The following is a 19,712-nucleotide window of genomic DNA, read 5'->3' as shown; positions in this document are numbered from 1 at the left end:
GACTGAGTACGGTCCGTTACGGCGTCCGCACCACGCCACCACCTGAGGGAGGGCTCCGAGCCCGACCTCCCACCGGTCGGTGAGGTGCTGCCCGCCAGTAGCGCCTCACTGGTGGCTGGGCGAGCAGACCCCGGTAGCAGCCGGGGTCTGATGGGGGCCCGGACACCTAGGTGGGGCGGGTGCAGCGCGGTCGTCCGACCATCGCGCTTCCCCGCCCCACCGACTCAAAAGTCACCCCCAACGGTCCGCACCCACCCGTCGTCTAGCTTGGCGACAGGGAAACCGAAGGACGGTGCCGGTGGCTGACTGGAAGAGCACGTTCGACGAGCTGGTCGCGGTCCGCGGCCCGGCGCTGCGCGGTCACGCCTACCTGCTGACCGGGGACGCGGCGACCGCCGCCGACCTGGTCCAGGAGGCGCTGCTGCGGGTGTTCGGCCGGCTCCGCGTCGGTCACGACGTCGAGCAGCTCGAGGCCTACGTGCGCCGCACGATCCTCAACCTGTACGTCGACGACCGGCGGCGGGCGAAGAAGTGGCGCGAGACCAGGCACCTGCTGGTCGAGCCCGACTCCAGCACCGAGGACCACGCGACCACGCACGCGGTCCGGCACGCACTGTCCGACCTGTCACCCAAGCAGCGCGCCTGTGTGGTGCTGCGGTACTACGAGGACCTCACGGTCCCGGAGATCGCGGACCAGCTCGGATGCGCCGAGGGCACGGTGAAACGCCATCTAGCCGATGCGAGATCGAGGTTGGCCGCGCAGCTCGGCGTGACAGAGGAGAGTGTGCAATGACGTCGAAGGACCTGAAGGACCTTCTCGGCGCGGTGGCGGACGAGGGCCGGGAGACCGTCACGCTGGACGAGCAGGCGGTGGCCGGCCGGATCAAGGGCCGGCGCCGGCGCAACGCGCTGGTCGCGGCTGCGGCGAGCCTCGGCACGGCAGCGGTGATCGCGGTCGCGGCGGTGGCCGTCGTACCGAATCTCGGGGGAACCGCGGACACGCCCGTCGCGGGACCGGGGCAGGCCGGCGGCCTGGCGATCGGTGCGTGTGGTGGTGCTGTCGGTGGTGAGCCGCGGGCGGACCAACCGCTGGAGCTCAGTGCCGCCACCACGCTGAAGCCGATCAGCGGGACGACCGACCTCGCGGCCGTCGACGTCGTGGTGATCAACCACACCGACAAGATCCTGGAGCTGACCACCGGGCGGAGCGCCGCCCTCACGGTGGTCCAGCAGGGTGCGGTGGTCGCGACCCCGGCGCCGGTGCGCGACGTCGCGGTGCCGCTGACGCTGCTGCCGGGTGAGCGGCACATCATCACCTCGACGATCAGCCTGCGCCGTTGCGGTGAGGCAACGACGCAGGCCGGGGAGAAACTCGCGCCGGGCAGCTACCAGTTCTACGCGACCCAGCTGTTCAGCCCGACCGGCGGCGGCCAGCCGATCGAGGCCCAGGGCGGACCCTGGACGGTCGAGCTGAAGTGATCACTTGATCGCGATGTTCGCCTTGAAGACGGACCGGATCGTGGTCCACCGCTCGGCGTACTGGTCGTCGCCCGCGTGGGCGATGTGCATGCCCCGAATCTGCACGGTGCCGTTCACGTACTGGAACAGCGGTGCGCCGGAGTCACCGCCCTGGCCGTCCGGACCGCGGTAGACGATCAGTTCGACCGTGCAGCCGGCCTCGTCGCAGAACTGCCCGTGCAGGCTGGTGACGACCTGCGAGCACTGCTCGTACGTCGTCTGCCCGCTGCGGCAGTAGGCGGCTCCGACCGCGGGGTCGGAGGCGCCGCTGACCAGGATCGTGGTCCCGGCCGCGCCGCCGCGGTAGATCACCGAGCCGTACGTCCCGCCGCCGACCGCTTCGAAGTCGTAGTACGGGAAGCTCGGCCGGCTCCGGACGGTGCCCCACAGCTGCTCGCCACCGGTCGAGAAGACCCGCTGGCCGAGTGCGAAGCAGTGCCCGGCGGTGACCATGTAGCGGGCCGTCGAGGTGATCGTGAACCCGCTGGTGCAGACCGACGAGCCGTTGGTGATCGACGCGCCACCGCGGTGCGGTGCCGGGTCGCTCTGCCGGGAGTCCCGGCTGACGTCGCCCTGCTTGGTCTGCAGCACCGACCCGTACTTCGCCAGCAGCGGCTGCATCGTCGCGGCCGGCGCGTCCGTCGTCACCGACATGGCGTCGCGCTGCGCGTCGTAGTGGAAGGCGTAGCTGTACTTCTTCGCGTCGGCCTTCCACTGCCGGCTCTCCAGCACGGTCCGGATCGAGGTCAGCTCCGCCTTCGTGGTGCGGCTCGGCTGGACCGTCGTGTCGGCCCCGGCGACCCGCACCGACCGGGCCGCCTGGGCCTTGGCCGTGCGCGGCGTCCGGACGACGTACTTGCCCGTCGCCTGGTCGTAGTACACGCCCAGGCCGCCGGTCCTCGTCGCGTAGTCGTCGACCTGGCTGAACTTCTTCTCCTGGGCCGTCTGCGGCCCCTCGGGTGCCTCGGCGGCTGCTGCCTCCTTCTGTGCCCGGGCGGCCGCCAGCGCGGCCCCCTCTGCCGAAGGTGCCGCGACGCCGGTGACGTCGAGTGGCTGGGCCACCGACGGCTGGACGGTGAGCGCGAGCCCACCGGCACCGACCGACACCGCGGCGATCGCCATCGACAGCGATCTCCTCTTCAAGCGCATGCGTTACTCCCCAGACTCGGGTGCTGAACCCCTGCAGTCTGCCGAACTCCGGGGCCGCTCGCCGCTCGAAGGCAACATCCTGCAATGTCGCGGTCACCCTACGGCCTCACAGGTTTCCGCGGCGCGACGTTCGGCGGCGGCTGTGACGGGGCAGACTGACCTGCGACGCCGTTCCACACCGCCCCGTGGGAGACCCGCCGTGACAGTGATCCGCAAAGCCCGTCCGGTCGTGCTGATCGGCGTACTGCTCGCCCTGATCGGCTTCGGGATCAGCCCGGCGCCGGCCGCGACCAGTGCCACGCTGACCGTCGCCGCCGCCATCCAGCAGCAGAACGGGGCCACCGGCACCGTCTCCGGGTACGTCGCCGGTCAGCCGACCGCCACGAACACGGTGGTGCGCAGCAACTTCCCGAACGACTACGCGCTCGCTCTGGCCGACGCGGCCGGGCAGACCGCGACGTCGTCGATGCTGTACGTGCAGATCCCGAGCGGCTTCCGTTCGGCGTACGGGCTGAAGACGAACCCGGGGCTGGTCGGGCAGAAGATCACCGTGACCGGCAAGCTGGCGGCGTACTTCTCGCACGCCGGCCTGACCGGGGCGACCGCGTTCAGCGGTGGCGGCGGCTCGGACCCGGGCGACCCGGGTGATCCGCCGGACCCGGGCGACTACTACGCCGCGGCCGCGGGCAAGACCGGGCCGGCGCTGAAGGCGGCGCTGCACACGATCATCAGCAACCAGACCAAGCTCAGCTACGACCAGGTCTGGAACGCGCTCAAGGACACCGACCAGGATCCGAACAACGCCAACAACGTGATCCTGCTGTACTCCGGCCGCTCGCAGTCGAAGAGCTCCAACGGCGGGAACCCGAACGACTGGAACCGCGAGCACGTCTGGGCCAAGTCGCACGGCGACTTCGGCACCGCGACCGGACCGGGGACCGACGTGCACCACCTGCGGCCCGAGGACGTCTCGGTGAACGGCGTCCGCGGCAACCTGGACTTCGACAACGGCGGCGGCACGGTCGCGGAGTGCTCCGGCTGCGCGGTCGACGGCGACTCGTTCTCGCCGCGGGCGGCGGTCCGCGGTGACGTCGCGCGGATGATCTTCTACATGGCGGTCCGCTACGAGGGCGGCGACGGCTTCCCGAACCTGGAGCCGAACAACTCGGTGAACAACGGCTCCGCGCCGTACATCGGGAAGCTGTCGGTGCTGAAGGCGTGGAGCCAGGCCGACCCGCCGGACGCGTTCGAGAAGCGCCGCAACCAGGTCATCTACGACAACTGGCAGCACAACCGGAACCCGTTCGTCGACCACCCGGAGTGGGTCGCGTCGATCTGGCCGTAGGTTGGCGGTATGACTTCTGTTCCGCGCTTCCACCTGGCCATGCCGGTCGACGACCTGGCCGCGGCCGCCGAGTTCTACGGAGCGGTGATCGGCTGCGACCGCGGCCGGTCGTCCGACACCTGGATCGACTGGAACCTGCACGGCCACCAGTTCGTCACGCACCTGGCGCCGGGCCGCTCGCAGGGCATCCACAACCCGGTCGACGGCCACGACGTACCGGTCCCGCATTTCGGGCTGATCCTGCCGATCCCGGAGTTCCACGCGCTGGCCGAGCGGTTCAAGGCGGCCGGCAAGACGTTCGTGATCGACCCCTACCTGCGCTTCGAGGGCCTGCCCGGCGAGCAGTGGACGATGTTCCTGCTCGACCCGGCCGGCAACGCCCTGGAGTTCAAGGCGTTCGCCGACGAGGCGCAGATCTTCGCGACCTAACGGTTCACGGTGAAGGTCGTGCCGCCGACCTGACGGCTGCGGGTGTTCGGGCCTTCCGCGTGCCGGCCGGCGCGCTGCTCGGGAGCGATCGACGGCGTGGCCGAGCCGGGCAGGGCGACGCCCGCGGTGGCCGCGGTCTTGCCGAGGCGCATCTCGACCCAGTCGCGCATCCCGGGGTCGGCGACGGTGATCCGGTCGCCGGTGGAGTTCTCGCGGACCAGGCCACGGGCGACCAGCATCTGCCGGGCGGTGTCGACGGCCGGCCAGTTGCCCGGGCCCGCGGCCTGGGTCTCGGCCGGCATCGACAGGCCGCGCGCGCCGCGGGCGGCCGTCTTCGCGAGCAGTTCCTTCTCGGCGTCCGAGCACGAGTTCCACTCGGCCTGGTAGACGACGCGGGAGTCCGCGTTGACCTGAGTAATCGCCGCCTTCGCGACGTCCGCGGTCAGCCCGGTCTGCGGGTCCCGGATCAGGCCGACCGCCTTCTCCGACAGGTCGCGCAGCCGACCGGGGTGGCCGCCGGAGGCGTGCAGCAGTTGGTCGATCGCCTCCCCGCCGTACGCGATGCCGGCCTGGCGGAGCGGCTCGGTCAGCGTCGGCCGCAGCTCATCGCCGGACAGCGGACCACACACCCGTACGTCGTACCGGCTGGCGGCCGCGGTCGCGACACCGGAGTGCCCGCCAGACGCCGCCATCAGCCGGGTCATCGCCATCTCGCTGCCCGCGCCGACCAGGTAGACCGGCCGCCCGGCGCGCTCGAGGTGCGTCGACAGCTCGGTCAGCGCGGCCAGGTCGCGGTCGGAGGCGACGTCGAGGTTGTCGACCAGCAGCACCACCGGCCGGCGCTTCTTCGCGGCCAGGTCACCGAGCTCGGTCGCGAGCTCGTTGAGTGTCGAGCCGAGCCCGGTCCCACCCGGTGCGTCCCACTGCCGCTTCGCGACCAGCTGTACCGGCGCGACGCCGACTCGGACCTCGGCGCCGTTCTGCTGGTTGCGGGAGCGCTGGGTCAGGTTCTTGATCGTCTTCTTCAGCTTCCGCAGCGCCAGGAACCCGTACTGCTTGCGCAGTCCGCCGAGCGACCGGTTCGCGGCCCGCACGAACCGGCTCTCCAGCGGCTCCCGCGGCGAGGCCTCCACCTTCAGGCACGGCCAGCCGTTCGCCCGCGCGAAGTCCTGCACCTTGTCCAGCTCGAAGCTCTTGCCCATCCCGGGCCCGCCGGTGAACAGCACCGTGTTCCGCTCCGGCGCCCGCAGCTCCAGCGACAGCGGCCGCCCGCTCGCGTCGATCCGGGTGACCGGCGCGGCCGGGCGCTGCGGCGTACCGAAGATCGGGTCCATCCCCGCAGGCTGGTCCCCGCAAGCGTGCCCTGGGCAACCACCAGGTGAACGGCGGGCCGCGGTCCGGTGGCGGGTTGCGCCGGTCCGCTATGGTCAGTTAGGTATACCTAAGTCCGCCCGAGAGGAACCCTGGTGAGCACCCCCGCACCCCGTAGTCGCCGTGCCAAGCTCGGTGTCGTCCGCCGGACCGAGCGGGTCACGCCGCACATGATCCGGGTCGTGCTGAGCTGTGACGAGTTCACCGGCAACGACATGACCGACATGTACGTGAAGCTGCTCTTCCTGCAGGACGGCGTGCAGTACCCGGAGCCGCTCGACATGGGCGTGGTCCGCGAGCAGCTGCCGTCGGAGCAGTGGCCGACGATGCGGACGTACACGGTCCGCGGCTGGGACGCGGCCGCGCAGGAGTTGACGATCGACTTCGTGCACCACGGTGACGAGGGGATCGCCGGGCCGTGGGCGGCGAACGCCCAGCCGGGCGACAAGCTCTGGTTCAACGGGCCGGGCGGTGCGTACACGCCGGACGAGGCGGCCGGGTGGCACCTGCTGGTCGGTGACGAGAGCGCGCTGCCGGCGATCGGTGCGGCGGTCGAGGCGCTGCCGGCCGGTGCGACGGCGAAGGTGTTCCTCGAGGTCGAGGACGCGACCGAGGAGCAGAAGTTCGGCGGCTCGGGTGACGTCGAGGTGGTCTGGTTCCACCGGGCCGGCGCCGTGGAGGGCCGCGGCGAGCGGCTGGTCGCGGCGGTCGCCGGGCTGGAGTTCCCGTCCGACGACGTGCACGCGTTCGTGCACGGTGAGGCCGGGTTCGTCTTCCAGATCCGGCGCAACCTGTTCGCCGAGCGCGGGCTGCCGCGCGACCGGGTGTCCCTGTCGGGGTACTGGCGGCTCGGCAAGAACGAGGACGGCTGGCAGGCCGAGAAGGCCGAGACCGCGCGCAAGGAGCGCGAAGCCGCAGGCAGCTGATCACTGTCCGTACCGGTTGCTACGCGATGCAACCAGTACGGCGGGAGCGCCGTCTGAGCCGTTGACACCGACGATCAGGGAGGGCCCGATGCGTACCGAGAACCCGCTGGACCTCACCCAGGCCGCCTACCTGTGCGGCGGCCGGCGCCGGGCGGCGCTGGTCGCGGTCCTCGCGCTGCGCGACGACCGCGTGATCGGCTTCACCGGCCGCCAGGTCCAGGCCCTCGGCCCGGACGGCAGCAACCAGCTGGAGCGCGCGGTCGTCGCCGCACTGCCCGCCGGTGGGCTGCCGCTCTCGACGCTGCTGACCACCGTCGCCGGCCTGCCCGCGATGGCCGAGCTGAAGGCGTCGCTGGTCGAGCGCGGCCTTCTTAGCCGATGGTTCCCGGGCCGGCTGACGGCGTTCGGACGGCAGGTCCGGCGGTCGCTGCGGGAGCACGCGATCGGCACCTACCGGGTCGCGGTCGCCGGTCCGCGCGCGATCGTCGTACCGGAGCTGCGGCGGCTGTTCGAAGGCCGCGACCGCCAGGACGCCGTACGCCGCGAGGCTCCCGTCTGATCCGAACGCGCCGGATGATCCGCGGCCTCTCCCGTGTTGTGGCGAAAGGAGAGGAGCAACTACCCATGAAGATCGGCATCATCGGAAGCGGCAACATCGGCGGCACCCTGACCCGGCGGCTGACCGCGCTCGGTCACGAGGTGCGCGTCGCCAACTCCCGCGGCCCCGAGTCCCTGCGTGACCTGGAGAAGGAGACCGGCGCAACCGCCGTCAAGGCGACGGAGGCGGCTCAGGACGCGGAGATCGTGGTGGTCACCATCCCGCAGGGCAAGGTCCCGGACCTGCCGGCCGGAGTGTTCGACGGCGCGGCGCCGGGGTTCGTGGTCGTGGACACCGGCAACTACTACCCGCAGCGCGACGGGCGGATCGCCGGGATCGAGGACGAGGGCAGGACGGAGAGCGCCTGGGTCTCCGGGCAGCTCGGGCAGCCGGTGGTGAAGGCGTTCAACAACATCTACGCCGATCACCTGCTGAACAAGGGACTTCCGGCCGGTACGCCGGGCCGGATCGCGCTCCCGGTCGCGGGGGACGACGCCGGCGCCAAGGCCAAGGTGCTGGCGCTGGTGGACGAGCTCGGGTTCGATCCGGTCGACGCCGGGTCGATCGCGGAGAGCTGGCGGCAGCAGCCGGCGACGCCGGTGTACACGACGGACTTCGACAGCGACGGCGTCCGGGCGGCGCTCGCGGAGGCGACCCCGGAGCGGACCGCTCAGTTCAAGGGCTGAAACTCAGCCGCGGCCCTCGCCCGGCTTCGCGTCCTCGACGCGGTGGTTCAGGAGCTGGGTGAGGGTCGGGGCGAGGTTGGTCGGGAGCACCCAGTCGTCGCCGGCGGCCTGCAGGATGACGGCCGGGCCCGGCGTCCGGACGACGGCGACGGGGATCGGGAAGCGCAGCCGCTCGGAGCCGGTGAGGTCGACCTCGTGCACGCCGGTCACCTTCGTGAACGGGTACGTGCGGCGCAGGTCCTCGGGGTTCGCGCCGCGCAGCTTGCGCGGGACGGTGTGGATCGACACCGTGTCGGTGCCGAGCACCAGCGTCGTGCCCCACAGGCCACGCAGCCGGAAGGCCAGCTCGTACGGCGTACCGGCGAGCTCCGGGTCGACCGGGACGAGCAGCGTGCGTTCGGCGTACGCCGCGAGCGCGACGCCGACACCGGCGCCGAGCCACCAGATCACCAGCACCGCGAGCAGAATGAACACCAGCCCGAAGTTGTCCGGGACGAGCGTCAGGTAGACCGCCGAGATCGCCCCGAAGAACGCGCCGGTCATCCGCCAGCGCTGCGGGCGGAAGCGCTGCCGGGGGAACAGCAGCCCGCCGAGCACCAGCAGCACGGCCGGCACCACCGCGCCGGCCAGGCCCGCCGTCGCCAGGCTGACGCCGAGCGTCAGCACCGGGAGGCCGAGGTAGATCACGCCCACGACCAGTTGGACCTTGCGATGCCGTCGCGCCAGTTCGCCGTTCACGGGAAAACCCAAGCACACAAACCCCCGGCGACCTACTGTGCTGTCCGATGGCCGACTTCACGATCCCGCGAACCCTGCACGACGCCCACACCGACGAGCCCGGCCTGCGCTGGCTGCAGGCACTTCCGTCGATCGCCGCCGGCTACCTCGACCGTTGGCAGCTCACCCTCGACGGCGCCCCGATGCACGGCGCCGCCTCGCTCGTCCTGCCGGTACGGCGTACCGACGGTGAGCCCGCGATCCTCAAGCTGCAGCCCCGCAACGACGAGAACGCCGGCGAGGCTCTCGCGCTCCGGACCTGGGACGCCGCCGACGTCGTCCGCGTCCTCGACCACGACGACAAGTCCGCGACGCTGCTGCTCGAACGCCTACGCCCCGCGACGCTCAGCAGCGTCCCGGACGACGTCGGGGCGACCAGGATCCTCGCCCGGCTTAGCAGCACGTCGGCGCCGAAGGGCCTCCGGAGGCTTGAGGACCTGGCGGCCGAGCTGGTCGAGGACGCTCCCGATCTGATCCCACAGCTCAGCGATCCCGTCGAGCAGCAACTCGCCCGTCGCTGCCTGGCGCAGGTCGACGAACTCCGCGCTGAGCCCGGCGACCGCTTGCTGCACTGGGACCTGCACTACGACAACGTGCTCGCCGCCGACCGCGCGCCCTGGCTGGTGATCGACCCGAAGCCGCTCGCGGGCGACCCGGGCTTCGAGCTGTTCCCGGCGCTGAACAACCGCTGGGACGCCCTGGTCGCGACCGGCGACCTGCCGCGGGCCATCCGGTACCGGTTCGACCTGCTGGTCGACGTACTCGCGACGGACCGGGAGCGTGCCGTCGGCTGGACGCTCGGGCGGGTGCTGCAGAACGTCCTCTGGGATCTCGAGGACGGCGAGACCGCGATCGAGCCGGTGCAGGTCGCGATCGTTAATGCCTTGTCGGAGCGGCGGGGATGATTACATGATTACCGGCATGACGACCCCGACGGTGTACGAGTGGGCCGGTGGCGCGAAGGCGCTGCGCCGGTTGACCGAGGTGTTCTACGACCGGGTGCTCGAGGACGAGCTGCTCGCGCCGGTGTTCGCGCACATGAGCCCGAAGCATCGCGAGCACGTCGCGCTCTGGCTGGGTGAGGTGTTCGGCGGGCCGAAGACGTACACCGACGAGCTCGGCGGGTACCCGTCGATGCTCGCGCACCACTTGAATCTCGGGCTCACCGAGGAGCAGCGCGCTCGCTGGGCGGCGCTGATCGCGGCGAGTGCCGACTCGGCGGGGCTGCCCAACGATCCGGAGTTCCGGTCGGCGTTCGTCGCGTACGTCGAGTGGGGGACGCGGATCGCGCTGGCCAACTCCCAGCCCGGCGCGACCCCGCCGCCGGAGGCGCCGGTGCCGCGCTGGGGCTGGGGCGAGGCCCCGCCGTACCAGCCGAGCTGACCGGCGGGCCTGCCGCCGGCCTGCCGAGGATCAGGCCTTCCGGCCCACCGAGCTGAACATCAAGTACGTGTAGATCAGCGTCTCCGGGTCGACCATCGCCTCCCGGACCAGATCCAGCTGCTTCATCGTCATCCCGCGACCGAGCAGCGCGTCCTGCAGCTGGTACGTGTTGTTGTGCTGCAGCAACGCCCCCGCCTCGTCCCCGGCGAACAGCTTGTTGAACACCGTCGTCTCGACCGCCAGCCCCGCCGCCCGCATCGCCACCGGCGCGCGGCGGGCCCAGGCCAGCTCGGTCCCGTTCGACTCCATCAGCCCGAGCAGCGTGTCCTGCAGCGTGACGAATGCCTCAGCCGCCTCCGGCGTCGCCGTGTGCGCGACCCAGTCGCGCCACGTGCAGTCCCAGTCCGACAGCACCAGTACGCCGCCCGGCCGCAGCGCGGCGGCCAGCCGGCGTACGACGTCGTCGCGGCCGGTCACGTGCATCAGCACCAGCCGCGCGTAGATCAGGTCGTACCGGCCCTCGGGCAGGTCCATCGTGCGGATGTCGTCGGTGCGGACGTCGATGTTCGGCCCGGGCTCGACGTACCGGGGGTCGAGGTCGACCGAGGTCACGTGCCCGTCCGGGCCGACCTGCTCGCTCAGCAGCTGCGTGATCGTGCCGGCACCGGGCCCGATCTCCAGGCACCGCCAGCCGGGCCGGACACCGACGCCGGACAGCACGTCGCGGGCGTGGCCGTCGAGGATCTCACCGAGCAGCCGGACCTGGCGGCGGGCGTGCTCCTGGGCGTTGTCGTAGGTGTATCTGCTGTCGGACACAGGTTTGATTGTCCGGCGCGTACCGCACAATCGTCATGTATCCGGCAACTACTCGACACCGAGAGACTGGGCATTCGATACAGTCGCCGTTCCGACGAACCGAGGGTGAACCGCCGTGACCGCTCAGCTCGAGTACCCCGAACCGCAGGAGTCCGAGGCGCTGCTGTCGGTCCAGGGGCTGTGGAAGGTGTTCGGCCCGAAGGCCGCCCGCGTCCCCCGCCGCCCCGAGCTCGCGGAGCTCAACCGGGCCACCCTCTACGACCGCACCGGCTGTACGGCGGCCGTCCGCGACCTGAGCTTCGACGTCGCCCCGGGCGAGGTCTTCGTGGTGATGGGCCTGTCCGGCTCTGGCAAGTCGACGCTGGTCCGCTGCCTGACCCGGCTGGTCGAGCCGACCGCGGGCCGGCTGATCTTCGAGGGCGAGGACCTGCGCGCCGCCGACGAGAAGCGGCTGCGGACGCTGCGGCGGAGCAAGTTCTCGATGGTCTTCCAGCACTTCGGCCTGCTCCCGCACCGCAAGGTGATCGACAACGTCTCGTACGGGCTGGAGGTGCGCGGCGAGAGCAAGCCGGACCGCAAGCGCCGGGCCCAGGAAGTGATCGACCTGGTCGGCCTGTCCGGGAACGAGAACATGTACCCCGAGCAGCTGTCCGGCGGCATGCAGCAGCGGGTCGGCCTGGCTCGCGCGCTGGCCAACGACCCCGACGTGCTGCTCTTCGACGAGCCGTTCTCCGCGCTCGACCCGCTGATCCGCCGCGAGATGCAGACCGAGGTGGTCCGGCTGCACCGCGAGGTCGGCAAGACGATGGTCTTCATCACCCACGACCTGTCCGAGGCGCTCAAGCTCGGTGACCGGATCCTGCTGATGCGCGACGGCGCCGCCGTCCAGCTCGGCACCGGCGACGAGCTGGTCGGCGCGCCCGCGGACGACTACGTGCGCGAGTTCGTCCGGGACATCCCGCGCGCCGACGTGCTGACGCTGCGCTGGATCGTCCGGCCGCCGCGCGACGGCGAGCAGCTGGACGGGCCGGAGCTCGGCCCCGACGTCCTGGTCCGCGAGGCGACCCGGCTGGTGCTCGAGTCCGACCGCCCGGTGAAGGTCGTCGCCGAGGGCCAGCTGCTCGGCGTGATCGGCGACGAGGAGATCCTCGCCGTCGTCGCGGACGCCTGACATGGCCTCGATCACGAGCTCGCTGGAACTCCACATCCGCAAACCCCGCAAGCTCGTCCTGGTCGGCGGGCTGCTGGTCGTCTGGCTCGCGCTCTGGTTCGTACTGCGCGGAGTGCACACGCTCGCCCTCGGCGGGCAGGACACGACGCCGTTCCACCGCTGGCTGACCGAGCAGGCCGGCGTCGTCGGCAGCGGCAACGCGGTCTCGGACGCGATCCGGGTCGTCGTCGACCAGCTCGTCGTGCTGCTGCAGAGCGTGATCGCCCAGCCGTCGTACGGGCGGCCGGTGCCGGTCGTCGGCTGGCTCGGGGTGGTCGCGGTGGCGGCGTTCCTGGCCTGGGCGTTCGGCAACTGGAAGGTCGCGGTGCTGACCGCGGCCGGGTTCACGTTCCTCGGGCTGCAGGGGCTGTGGCAGGAGAGCATGGACACGCTCTCGCTGACGATCGCTGCCGTCGTCCTGGCGTTGCTGGCCGGCATCCCGCTGGGGATCTGGGCCGGGCTGTCCGACCGCTTCTTCAAGGTCGCGACGCTGGTCCTCGACCTGATGCAGACGCTGCCGACCTTCGTGTACCTCGCGCCGCTGACCCTGTTCTTCGCGATCGGCCCGGCCGCGGCCACGATCGCGACGCTGATCTACGCCGCCCCGCCGGTGGTCCGGCTGACCGCGCACGCGATCCGCTCGGTCCCGGCCGAGAGCGTCGAAGCGGCCCGGTCGCTCGGCTCGACCCGCGGCCAGACGCTGGCCAAGGTGCTGCTGCCGATGTCGCGCAGCACGGTCGTGGTCGGCATCAACCAGACCATCATGGCCGCGCTCTCGATGGTCACCGTCGCCGCGCTGATCGACGCGCCCGGCCTCGGCCAGACCGTGCTGAAGGCGCTGCAGACGCTCGACGTCGGGGTCGCGTTCAACGCCGGCCTCGCGATCGTCGTCCTGGCCATCGTGCTCGACCGCGTGACCACCGCCGCCGGCGACCGGCCGTGGCGGATCGCGAGCCTGCGGCGCAAGATCCTGCTCGGCGTCGGCGCGCTCGGCGTCCTGGTCGCGATCTGGTTCTCCCGCACCTACGTCTGGGCCGCGGAGTTCCCGACCGGCGTGAACGTCGGCTCCCGGATCGCCGTCGCCGCGGCCGACGTGACGACCTGGGTGCAGGACGTCTTCGGCGGCTTCACGTACGGCGTCCGCGACGCGGTCACGCTCGGCGTGCTCAACCCGCTCCAGGACCTGCTCACCGACTCGCCGTGGTGGCTGGTGACCGGCGTCGTCGTCGCGCTCGCCCTGATCCTCGGCGGCTGGCGGGCCGCGCTCCCGGCGACGGTCTGCCTGCTGCTCCTGGTCGGGACCGGCGTCTGGCAGGACGCGATGGTGACGCTCGCGTCGACGCTGCTGGCCACCGTCGTGGTGGTTGCTGTCGGCATCGTTCTCGGCGTCTGGACCGGGCGCAACCAGCGCGTCGACAGCTGGGTCCGGCCGGTCCTCGACGCGGGGCAGACGATGCCCCCGTTCGTGTACCTGGTGCCGTTCCTGGCGCTGTTCGGGACCAGCCGGTTCACCGCGATCGCGGCGGCCGTCGTGTTCGCCGTACCGGTCACGACGAAGATCGTTGCCGACGGCATCCGTGCGGTGCCGGTCGCGACGGTCGAAGCGGCGAACTCGGTCGGCTCCAGCACCTGGCAGGTGATCAGCAAGGTCCAGCTGCCGGTGGCCCGGCGGGCGATCACGCTCGCGGTCAACCAGGGCCTGATCTACGTGCTGTCGATGGTCGTCGTCGGCGGTCTGGTCGGCGCCGGCGCGCTCGGGTACGACGTGGCCGCGGGCTTCGCGCAGAGCGAGCTGTACGGCAAGGGTTTGGCCGCCGGGCTGGCGATCGTGCTGCTGGGCGTGATGCTCGACCGGATCACGCAGGCGGCGGCTCGGCGTACCAGGAAGTTCAGAGGAACAGTCAGAGGAGACAACCTGTGGTGACCAACAAGCTCCGGACCGCTGGAGTGCTGACCGCCTTGGCCCTGGCCCTGACCGCGTGCGGGGGCGCGAAGGTCGGCGAGGCCGAGAAGCCGGCCGACGGCGGCAAGGAGTGCGGCACCTTCAACCTCGCCGTCAGCCCCTGGGTCGGCTACGAGGCGAACGCCGCCGTGGTCGCCTACGTGGCGACCAAGGACCTCGGCTGCAAGGTGACCAAGAAGAACCTCAAGGAGGAGATCTCCTGGCAGGGCTTCGGCACCGGCGAGGTCGACGCCGTGCTGGAGAACTGGGGTCACGAGGACCTGAAGAAGAAGTACGTCGAGGAGCAGAAGGTCGCCGTCGTGGTCGGCCCGTCCGGCAACAAGGGCGTGATCGGCTGGTACCTGCCGCCGTGGCTGGCCGCCGAGAAGCCCGAGCTCAAGGACTGGAAGAACCTGAACAAGAACGCCGCCCTGTTCAAGACGTCGGAATCCGGTGGGAAGGGCCAGCTGCTCGACGGCGACCCGTCGTTCGTCACCAACGACGAGGCGCTGGTGAAGAACCTGAAGCTCGACTACAAGGTCGTGTACGCCGGCAGCGAGACCGCGCTGATCCAAGCCTTCCGGGACGCCGAGAAGAACAAGAAGCCGGTGATCGGGTACTTCTACGAGCCGCAGTGGTTCTTCAACGAGCTGAAGCTGGTCAAGGTCGACCTGCCGGCCTACACGGCGGGCTGCGACGCCGACCCGGCCAAGGTGGCCTGCGACTACCCGGCGTACGACCTGGACAAGATCGTCTCGAAGAAGTTCGCCAACTCCGGCAGCCCGGCGTACGAGCTGGTGAAGAACTTCAGCTGGACCAACGACGACCAGAACGTGGTCGCCAAGTACATCGCCGAGGACAAGATGACGCCCGACGCGGCCGCCGAGAAGTGGGTCAACGACAACCGCGCCAAGGTCGACGGCTGGCTCGGCAAGTAACCCCCTGCGACGGCCTCGGTACCCACCCCGAGGCCGTCGGCAACTATCATGACGCGGGTTTGCAACGCCGATGACACGCCGGAAATCGGACAGAACCGGGTAGGTTCGGTTCATGATCATCGTGACAGCTGCACTGAAGGGCGGGGTCGGCAAGACAACCACGTCGGTGTACCTCGCCGCGCTGGCATCGTCGAACCGCCGGACCGCCACCCTCGTCGACGCCGATCCGCAGGGCTCCGCCGCGGACTGGATCGAGACGTCGGACGACGACCACCTGGCCCGGATCGAGATCGCCGAGGCGCCGACGGAGCGGTTGCTGACCAAGGCGCTGGACAAGGTGCCACCGGAGGGCATCGGCGTCGTCGACATGCCACCGTCGCACGAACGCCTGCTCAACAAGGCCCTCGAACGGGCCCGGATCGTGGTCATCCCGACCCGCGTCGGCGGCGTCGAGACTCCCCGCGTGAAGGCCGTGCTCGAGCTGGTCCCCGAGGGTACGCCGGTCGGCCTGGTGATCTGCTCGGCGCGCACCTACACCCGCGCCTACCAGGAGACCATGCAGCAGTACGCCGAGGAGAACATCCCGGTCTGGGGCTCGATCCCCGAGCGCGTCTCGATCACCGCCGGCCCGACCGGACCGCTGGCCGAGGACGGTCTGGAGTCCTACAAGAAGGTCTGGCGCAAGATCCTGGCCGCGGCCCGCAGCTAGCCGGTGGGGTGGACTGCCTCAGCGCTGCAGGGGCGGTTCACCCCGTACGTACGAACGAATGACCGTGGCTGCCGCACCCCGGGCCCAGTCGTCGAACGTGTGCGACCTCAGCATCAGGCGGCAGTCGCCTGCCGCCCCGAACGCGTGCGCCGCGAACGCCTCGCGCATCCGCTGCTCGTACAGGTCGTAGTCCGCGACGCCCTCGCCCGCGATCACCACCAGCTCCGGCCCGACCAGGTTCACCATCGCGGCCAGCGCCGACCCGATCACCTCGCCGGCCCGGTCGAACGCCTCGCGGGCGTCCTCGTTCCCGGCGTGCGCCAGCTCGATCGCCCCGGCCAGATCCAGGTCGGCCTGCCCGGTCGTCTCCCGCGCCCGGGCCAGGATCGCGTCCGACGACGCGACCGTCTCGACGCAGCCCCGCCGCCCGCAGGTGCAGACCAGCTCACCCGGTGCCAGCGGCAAGTGCCCGAGCTCACCCGAAACCCCATGCGCCCCCGACACCACCTCGCCGTTGATGTAGAGCCCGCACCCGACGCCGGACCCGATCGTCACCACCGCGAACGAGTCGGCGTTCACCCCGACCCCGAACCAGTGCTCGGCCACGGTCAGCGCCCGGACGTCGTTCGTCACCACCACCGGTACGTCGAGCTTCGCGGTCAGCGCGGCCGCCAGCGGCACGTCCCGCCAGCCCATGAACGGCGAGTCCCGCACCACCCCGTGCTCCGCGTCGACGTCCCCGGAGACGGCAACACCGATCCCGACCAGCGGCCCGGCGTCGCTCGCCTCGATCTCCGCGATCAGTTCGCGCGCCAGCTCGACCAGGTTCGCGGCGACGGTGTCCGCCGAGGTCTCCGGCAGCCGGCGGTGCCGTACGGCGCGGATCCCGGCCGTGAAGTCCGTGGTCACGCCGATCAGGTCGGTCGGCGTCACCTTGAGCCCGATCACCGAGACGCTGTTCGCGACCACGGTCAGCGGGCTGACCGGGCGCCCGATCCCGAGCTGGCTCTCGACGTGCTCGTCCGGGCTGACCGCGACCGGCTGGTCGGTGACGAACCCGGCGTCGATCAGCGGCGCGACCGCCTTGGTGACCGCCGCCTGGGACAGCCCGGTCCGGCGCGCGATCTCGACCCGCGGGATCGGACCCTGGGTGAGGATCTTGGTGAGGACCTCGATCCCGGCCGGCGTCGCCAGCGGCAGCGGTCGGTTCGGGCGTGGGGGCATGAGAGCAAACTACCGGCGCGGAGGCCGTTTCAGCGCGCTCGCCGGGTGGGTGCGCGCAAGAAAGCGCATTCACGCGGTAGATATGTCGACATTCCCCAGAATCGGCGAGGTCAGAGCCCAGCGGATCGTCCGCGTCAGCCCGTCCCCGGCGGCCCGGACGACGGTCTGCTCGGCCAGCGGCAGGTACGGCAGCCGCAGCGGCCAGCGCGACCAGAACGGCAGCAGCCCGACGGCGGCCGCCGTCAGTACGCCGTACGCCGGCCGCGCGGCGAGCGGCACCGGCGGGTGGATCAGGATGAAGCGCGCGGCCTGCCGCGCTTCCGTCGTACCGCGGAGCTCGGGGCGGTACGCGTCGAGCATCTGCCGCAGCTCGACCATCGTCGTCGGCGGCTCGATGACGCCCAGCGCCTGCGCCACCCGGGCAGTGTCGGCCACGTAGCCGTCCTGCTCGGCGGCGTCGAGCGGGTTGGCGCCGTAGCGCTGGTGGGCCGCCAGGAAGCTGTCGATCTCGGCCAGGTGCACCCACTTGAGCAGGTGCGGGTCACCGGCCCGGTACGGCGTACCGTCCGGGCTGGTTCCGCGGACGCGCTCGTGGACGGACTTGACCTTGGCGATCGCCGCCTCGGCGTCGGACTCCGCGCCGTACGTGGTGATGGCCAGGAAGAAGCTGGTCCGCTGCAGCCGCCCCCACGGGTCACCGCGGTAGCCGGAGTGGGCGGAGACGGCAGCCATCGCCAGCGGGTGCAGCGACTGCAGCAGCAGCGCCCGCAGCCCACCGGCGAACATCGACGCGTCGCCGTGCACCCGCCGGATCGGCCGGTCGGGCGCGAACCACCTAGGCCCAGGGGTGTTGTGCACCCGGTTCCGCTCGGCGCGCGGATCCGGGCCTGCCACCTTCGTCATGATCATCCGGGCCAGCCCGTCCCTCACCGGGTCGAGCAGGGTGGTCGGCAGCGTGGCGGTCATACGGCCAGTCTGCCCACCACTCCAAGCCCTCGATCATTTCCCGACGTCCACGAAGATCGGGTTCGTGTAGAGCCAGGTGTCCAGCCACGGGTCGCCGTCGTTCACCGGGTGCTGGATCGGGCCCGCCGGGTCGATCGCGCGACCCAGGTAGCCGGGGCCGTTGCGGCGGCCGTCGCTGCCGCGCAGCCGGAGGTAGTGGCTGCGCTCTGCGCGGCCGAGCGGGATGCGGAGGGTGTAGGTGCCCGACATACGGCGTACGTCGATCTGCTCGACTACCCGGGTGTCCGGAGCCTTCCAGCTGTCCCGGTCGCGCGCCGGGCCGGTCACGATGCCGCGGATGACGTCCAGGTGGGCCAGCCGCGGCAGGAGCTCGTGGAAGTTCGGCCTGGTCGCGCTGGTGACGGTGACGCGCAGCTCCAGCCGCTCGCCGCGTCCTACCTTCAGCCGCCCGCCCAGCGTGACGCCCCGCTGCTTGGAGCCGGCCGGAGCGAGCCGGACGTCCAGCCCGTCGACCAGCTGCCCGTGGTCGACCCAGACCCGGCCGGCGCGCAGCCCGGCCATCACGTCGAGGTAGGAGTAGCGGGTCACGCCGACGTGAGTGCGGCTGAACTGGCCGGGCCAGAAGTCACTGCCGGCCTGCGGCGTCCCGGCGTCGGTCGGAGCGGGCTTCCAGCCGAGGGAATCGAAGTTCTCGCCCGGCGGGAACTCCCCGTCCTTCCAGGTGTCCCAGATGGTCCGGTGGTTGTCGCTGTTCGAGGTGATCGAGAACAGCCGGCCCTCGGCGAGCAGCGAGTCCCAGAGCCCGCCGACGGTCGCGGTGGCCCAGTCGAAGCCACCGTACGTGCGGTACGCGTCGGCCGGGTAACCAGGGAAGCTGGCTGCGCTCGGGGCGTTCACGTACTCGCCGCGCTGCGCTGCGGTCATCCCGCGGTACGCGACCCACGCCGGGTCGGCGTCGCCCTGCGAACCGGGAGCGCCTTCCATGCCGATCAGCACACCCGTGTCGCGCCAGGCGCGGACCTCGTGCGGTGAGTCGATCCCGAGCCTGAGCGGGTGATTGGCCAGCACCAGCACGTCGTCGACGTACCCGCGCTGCTTCTGCTCGGCCAGCCAGCGCAGCGCCTTGACTGCGTGCTGCTCGTTCTCGGGTGTGTTGTCCGACCGGTTGGTCAGCTTCCCGTCGTACGTGCGCTCGAAGGTCTGCAGCAGCGGTACGACGTTCGGCCCCGGCGCGACCAGGACGGTCCCGTGCTCAGCCGCCGGGATGTACCACTCGAGCCCCTGGAAGATCAGCATCCGCGGATTCTCGGCGCGAGCCTTCAGCACCTCGTCCTGCTCGGCCGCGGCGCCCTTGTCCGCGTGCCCGAAGTTGCTGTGCTCGGTGAACGCCATCCAGTCCAGCCCGAACTGCGCCCCACGCTGCGCGAGCTGCCCGAACCCGTACTTCGCGTCATGGCTGTAGCGGCTGTGCACATGGTGATCCCCGACCAGCCACACCAGCTCCGGGTCACCCCCGGACGTAGCGGCAGCCTCCCCAGCACCAGCCACGCCTAGCAACCCGGCCCCACCCAGCAGCCCAGCACCCCGCAGCACACCCCGCCGCGAAACCCCCTGAGCATCCAGCCGCTCCTCGGGAACCTCCACGTCGGCCCACTCCGGCAACTGCATCCCGCCACCTCCCTGTGTCCACGACACTGTCGGGGCCGCCGGTGAAGCCGGTGTGTG

General features: G+C 71.2%; 20 protein-coding genes. 13 read left to right on the top strand and 7 right to left on the bottom strand.

The window, feature by feature from the left end:
- The first annotated feature begins 298 nt into the window (after window positions 1-298).
- Window positions 299-793: a SigE family RNA polymerase sigma factor gene (locus AB0M01_RS34960; protein ID WP_363676781.1), complete on the top strand. Its 495-nt coding sequence runs from the start codon at window positions 299-301 to the stop codon at window positions 791-793.
- Window positions 790-1,479, top strand: coding sequence for a hypothetical protein (locus AB0M01_RS34955; protein ID WP_363676780.1), 690 nt, complete (start codon window positions 790-792; stop codon window positions 1,477-1,479). The genes AB0M01_RS34960 and AB0M01_RS34955 overlap by 4 nt, the downstream gene beginning before the upstream one ends.
- Here the strand turns inward: AB0M01_RS34955 and AB0M01_RS34950 are convergent, their stop codons facing one another.
- A complete protein-coding gene (locus AB0M01_RS34950) occupies window positions 1,480-2,667 on the bottom strand; it encodes a hypothetical protein (RefSeq protein WP_363676779.1) in 1,188 nt (395 codons plus the stop codon). It abuts the gene before it with no gap.
- Between the two features lie 199 nt (window positions 2,668-2,866).
- Between AB0M01_RS34950 and AB0M01_RS34945 the strand changes: the two genes are divergently transcribed.
- Window positions 2,867-4,012: an endonuclease gene (locus AB0M01_RS34945; RefSeq protein WP_363676778.1), complete on the top strand. Its 1,146-nt coding sequence runs from the start codon at window positions 2,867-2,869 to the stop codon at window positions 4,010-4,012.
- A gap of 9 nt (window positions 4,013-4,021) precedes the next feature.
- Window positions 4,022-4,441, top strand: coding sequence for a VOC family protein (locus AB0M01_RS34940; protein ID WP_363676777.1), 420 nt, complete (start codon window positions 4,022-4,024; stop codon window positions 4,439-4,441).
- On the opposite strand, the gene AB0M01_RS34935 is transcribed toward AB0M01_RS34940, so the two are convergent.
- Window positions 4,438-5,775, bottom strand: a complete 1,338-nt coding sequence (locus tag AB0M01_RS34935; RefSeq protein ID WP_363676776.1) for an ATP-binding protein — start codon at window positions 5,773-5,775, stop codon at window positions 4,438-4,440. The genes AB0M01_RS34940 and AB0M01_RS34935 overlap by 4 nt on opposite strands.
- A 132-nt stretch (window positions 5,776-5,907) precedes the next feature.
- Here AB0M01_RS34935 and AB0M01_RS34930 point away from each other — a divergent pair, with 132 nt between their 5' ends.
- From AB0M01_RS34930 to AB0M01_RS34920, 3 genes are all read left to right on the top strand, one after another.
- Window positions 5,908-6,738 (top strand): siderophore-interacting protein, encoded by an 831-nt coding sequence (locus AB0M01_RS34930; RefSeq protein ID WP_363676775.1) that lies wholly within the window; start codon window positions 5,908-5,910, stop codon window positions 6,736-6,738.
- Between the two features lie 88 nt (window positions 6,739-6,826).
- On the top strand, window positions 6,827-7,297 hold the full coding sequence (locus tag AB0M01_RS34925; protein WP_363676774.1) for a TIGR04222 domain-containing membrane protein: 471 nt from the start codon (window positions 6,827-6,829) through the stop codon (window positions 7,295-7,297).
- Between the two features lie 14 nt (window positions 7,298-7,311).
- Window positions 7,312-8,022: an NAD(P)-binding domain-containing protein gene (locus tag AB0M01_RS34920; RefSeq protein ID WP_363676773.1), complete on the top strand. Its 711-nt coding sequence runs from the start codon at window positions 7,312-7,314 to the stop codon at window positions 8,020-8,022.
- 3 nt (window positions 8,023-8,025) lie between these two features.
- Here the strand turns inward: AB0M01_RS34920 and AB0M01_RS34915 are convergent, their stop codons facing one another.
- Window positions 8,026-8,760, bottom strand: a complete 735-nt coding sequence (locus AB0M01_RS34915; protein WP_363676772.1) for a hypothetical protein — start codon at window positions 8,758-8,760, stop codon at window positions 8,026-8,028.
- A 47-nt stretch (window positions 8,761-8,807) separates the two neighbouring features.
- Between AB0M01_RS34915 and AB0M01_RS34910 the strand changes: the two genes are divergently transcribed.
- Together AB0M01_RS34910 and AB0M01_RS34905 are read left to right on the top strand one after the other, a co-directional pair.
- Window positions 8,808-9,704, top strand: coding sequence for an aminoglycoside phosphotransferase family protein (locus tag AB0M01_RS34910; protein WP_363676771.1), 897 nt, complete (start codon window positions 8,808-8,810; stop codon window positions 9,702-9,704).
- Between the two features lie 16 nt (window positions 9,705-9,720).
- Entirely contained in the window at window positions 9,721-10,182 is a 462-nt protein-coding gene (locus AB0M01_RS34905) for a group II truncated hemoglobin (protein ID WP_363676770.1), read from the top strand.
- Between the two features lie 30 nt (window positions 10,183-10,212).
- Here the strand turns inward: AB0M01_RS34905 and AB0M01_RS34900 are convergent, their stop codons facing one another.
- Window positions 10,213-10,998, bottom strand: a complete 786-nt coding sequence (locus tag AB0M01_RS34900; RefSeq protein ID WP_363676769.1) for a class I SAM-dependent methyltransferase — start codon at window positions 10,996-10,998, stop codon at window positions 10,213-10,215.
- Window positions 10,999-11,113: 115 nt separating this feature from the next.
- On the opposite strand from AB0M01_RS34900, the gene AB0M01_RS34895 reads away from it, so the two are divergent.
- From AB0M01_RS34895 to AB0M01_RS34880, 4 genes are all read left to right on the top strand, one after another.
- The gene (locus AB0M01_RS34895; protein ID WP_363676768.1) at window positions 11,114-12,169 is read left to right on the top strand and encodes a glycine betaine/L-proline ABC transporter ATP-binding protein; all 1,056 of its coding nucleotides are present in this window, start codon (window positions 11,114-11,116) and stop codon (window positions 12,167-12,169) included.
- 1 nt (window position 12,170) lies between these two features.
- Complete coding sequence (locus AB0M01_RS34890; protein ID WP_363676767.1) at window positions 12,171-14,132, top strand: ABC transporter permease subunit; 1,962 nt, start codon at window positions 12,171-12,173, stop codon at window positions 14,130-14,132.
- On the top strand, window positions 14,129-15,088 hold the full coding sequence (locus AB0M01_RS34885; protein ID WP_363676766.1) for an ABC transporter substrate-binding protein: 960 nt from the start codon (window positions 14,129-14,131) through the stop codon (window positions 15,086-15,088). The genes AB0M01_RS34890 and AB0M01_RS34885 overlap by 4 nt, the downstream gene beginning before the upstream one ends.
- A 112-nt stretch (window positions 15,089-15,200) precedes the next feature.
- Window positions 15,201-15,797, top strand: coding sequence for a ParA family protein (locus tag AB0M01_RS34880; protein WP_184800949.1), 597 nt, complete (start codon window positions 15,201-15,203; stop codon window positions 15,795-15,797).
- Window positions 15,798-15,815: 18 nt separating this feature from the next.
- On the opposite strand, the gene AB0M01_RS34875 is transcribed toward AB0M01_RS34880, so the two are convergent.
- The 3 genes from AB0M01_RS34875 to AB0M01_RS34865 form a co-directional block, all read right to left on the bottom strand.
- On the bottom strand, window positions 15,816-17,021 hold the full coding sequence (locus tag AB0M01_RS34875) for an ROK family transcriptional regulator (RefSeq protein ID WP_363676765.1): 1,206 nt from the start codon (window positions 17,019-17,021) through the stop codon (window positions 15,816-15,818).
- 69 nt (window positions 17,022-17,090) lie between these two features.
- Window positions 17,091-17,987 (bottom strand): oxygenase MpaB family protein, encoded by an 897-nt coding sequence (locus AB0M01_RS34870; protein WP_363676764.1) that lies wholly within the window; start codon window positions 17,985-17,987, stop codon window positions 17,091-17,093.
- 33 nt (window positions 17,988-18,020) lie between these two features.
- Window positions 18,021-19,655 (bottom strand): PHP domain-containing protein, encoded by a 1,635-nt coding sequence (locus tag AB0M01_RS34865; protein WP_363676763.1) that lies wholly within the window; start codon window positions 19,653-19,655, stop codon window positions 18,021-18,023.
- Between the last annotated feature and the right edge of the window lie 57 nt (window positions 19,656-19,712).

The sequence above is a fragment of the Kribbella sp. NPDC051770 genome (genome assembly GCF_040681455.1).
Lineage (GTDB): Bacteria > Actinomycetota > Actinomycetes > Propionibacteriales > Kribbellaceae > Kribbella.
Note: the sequence above shows the minus strand (reverse complement) of the source record. Positions and strands in the feature narration are given on the sequence as shown.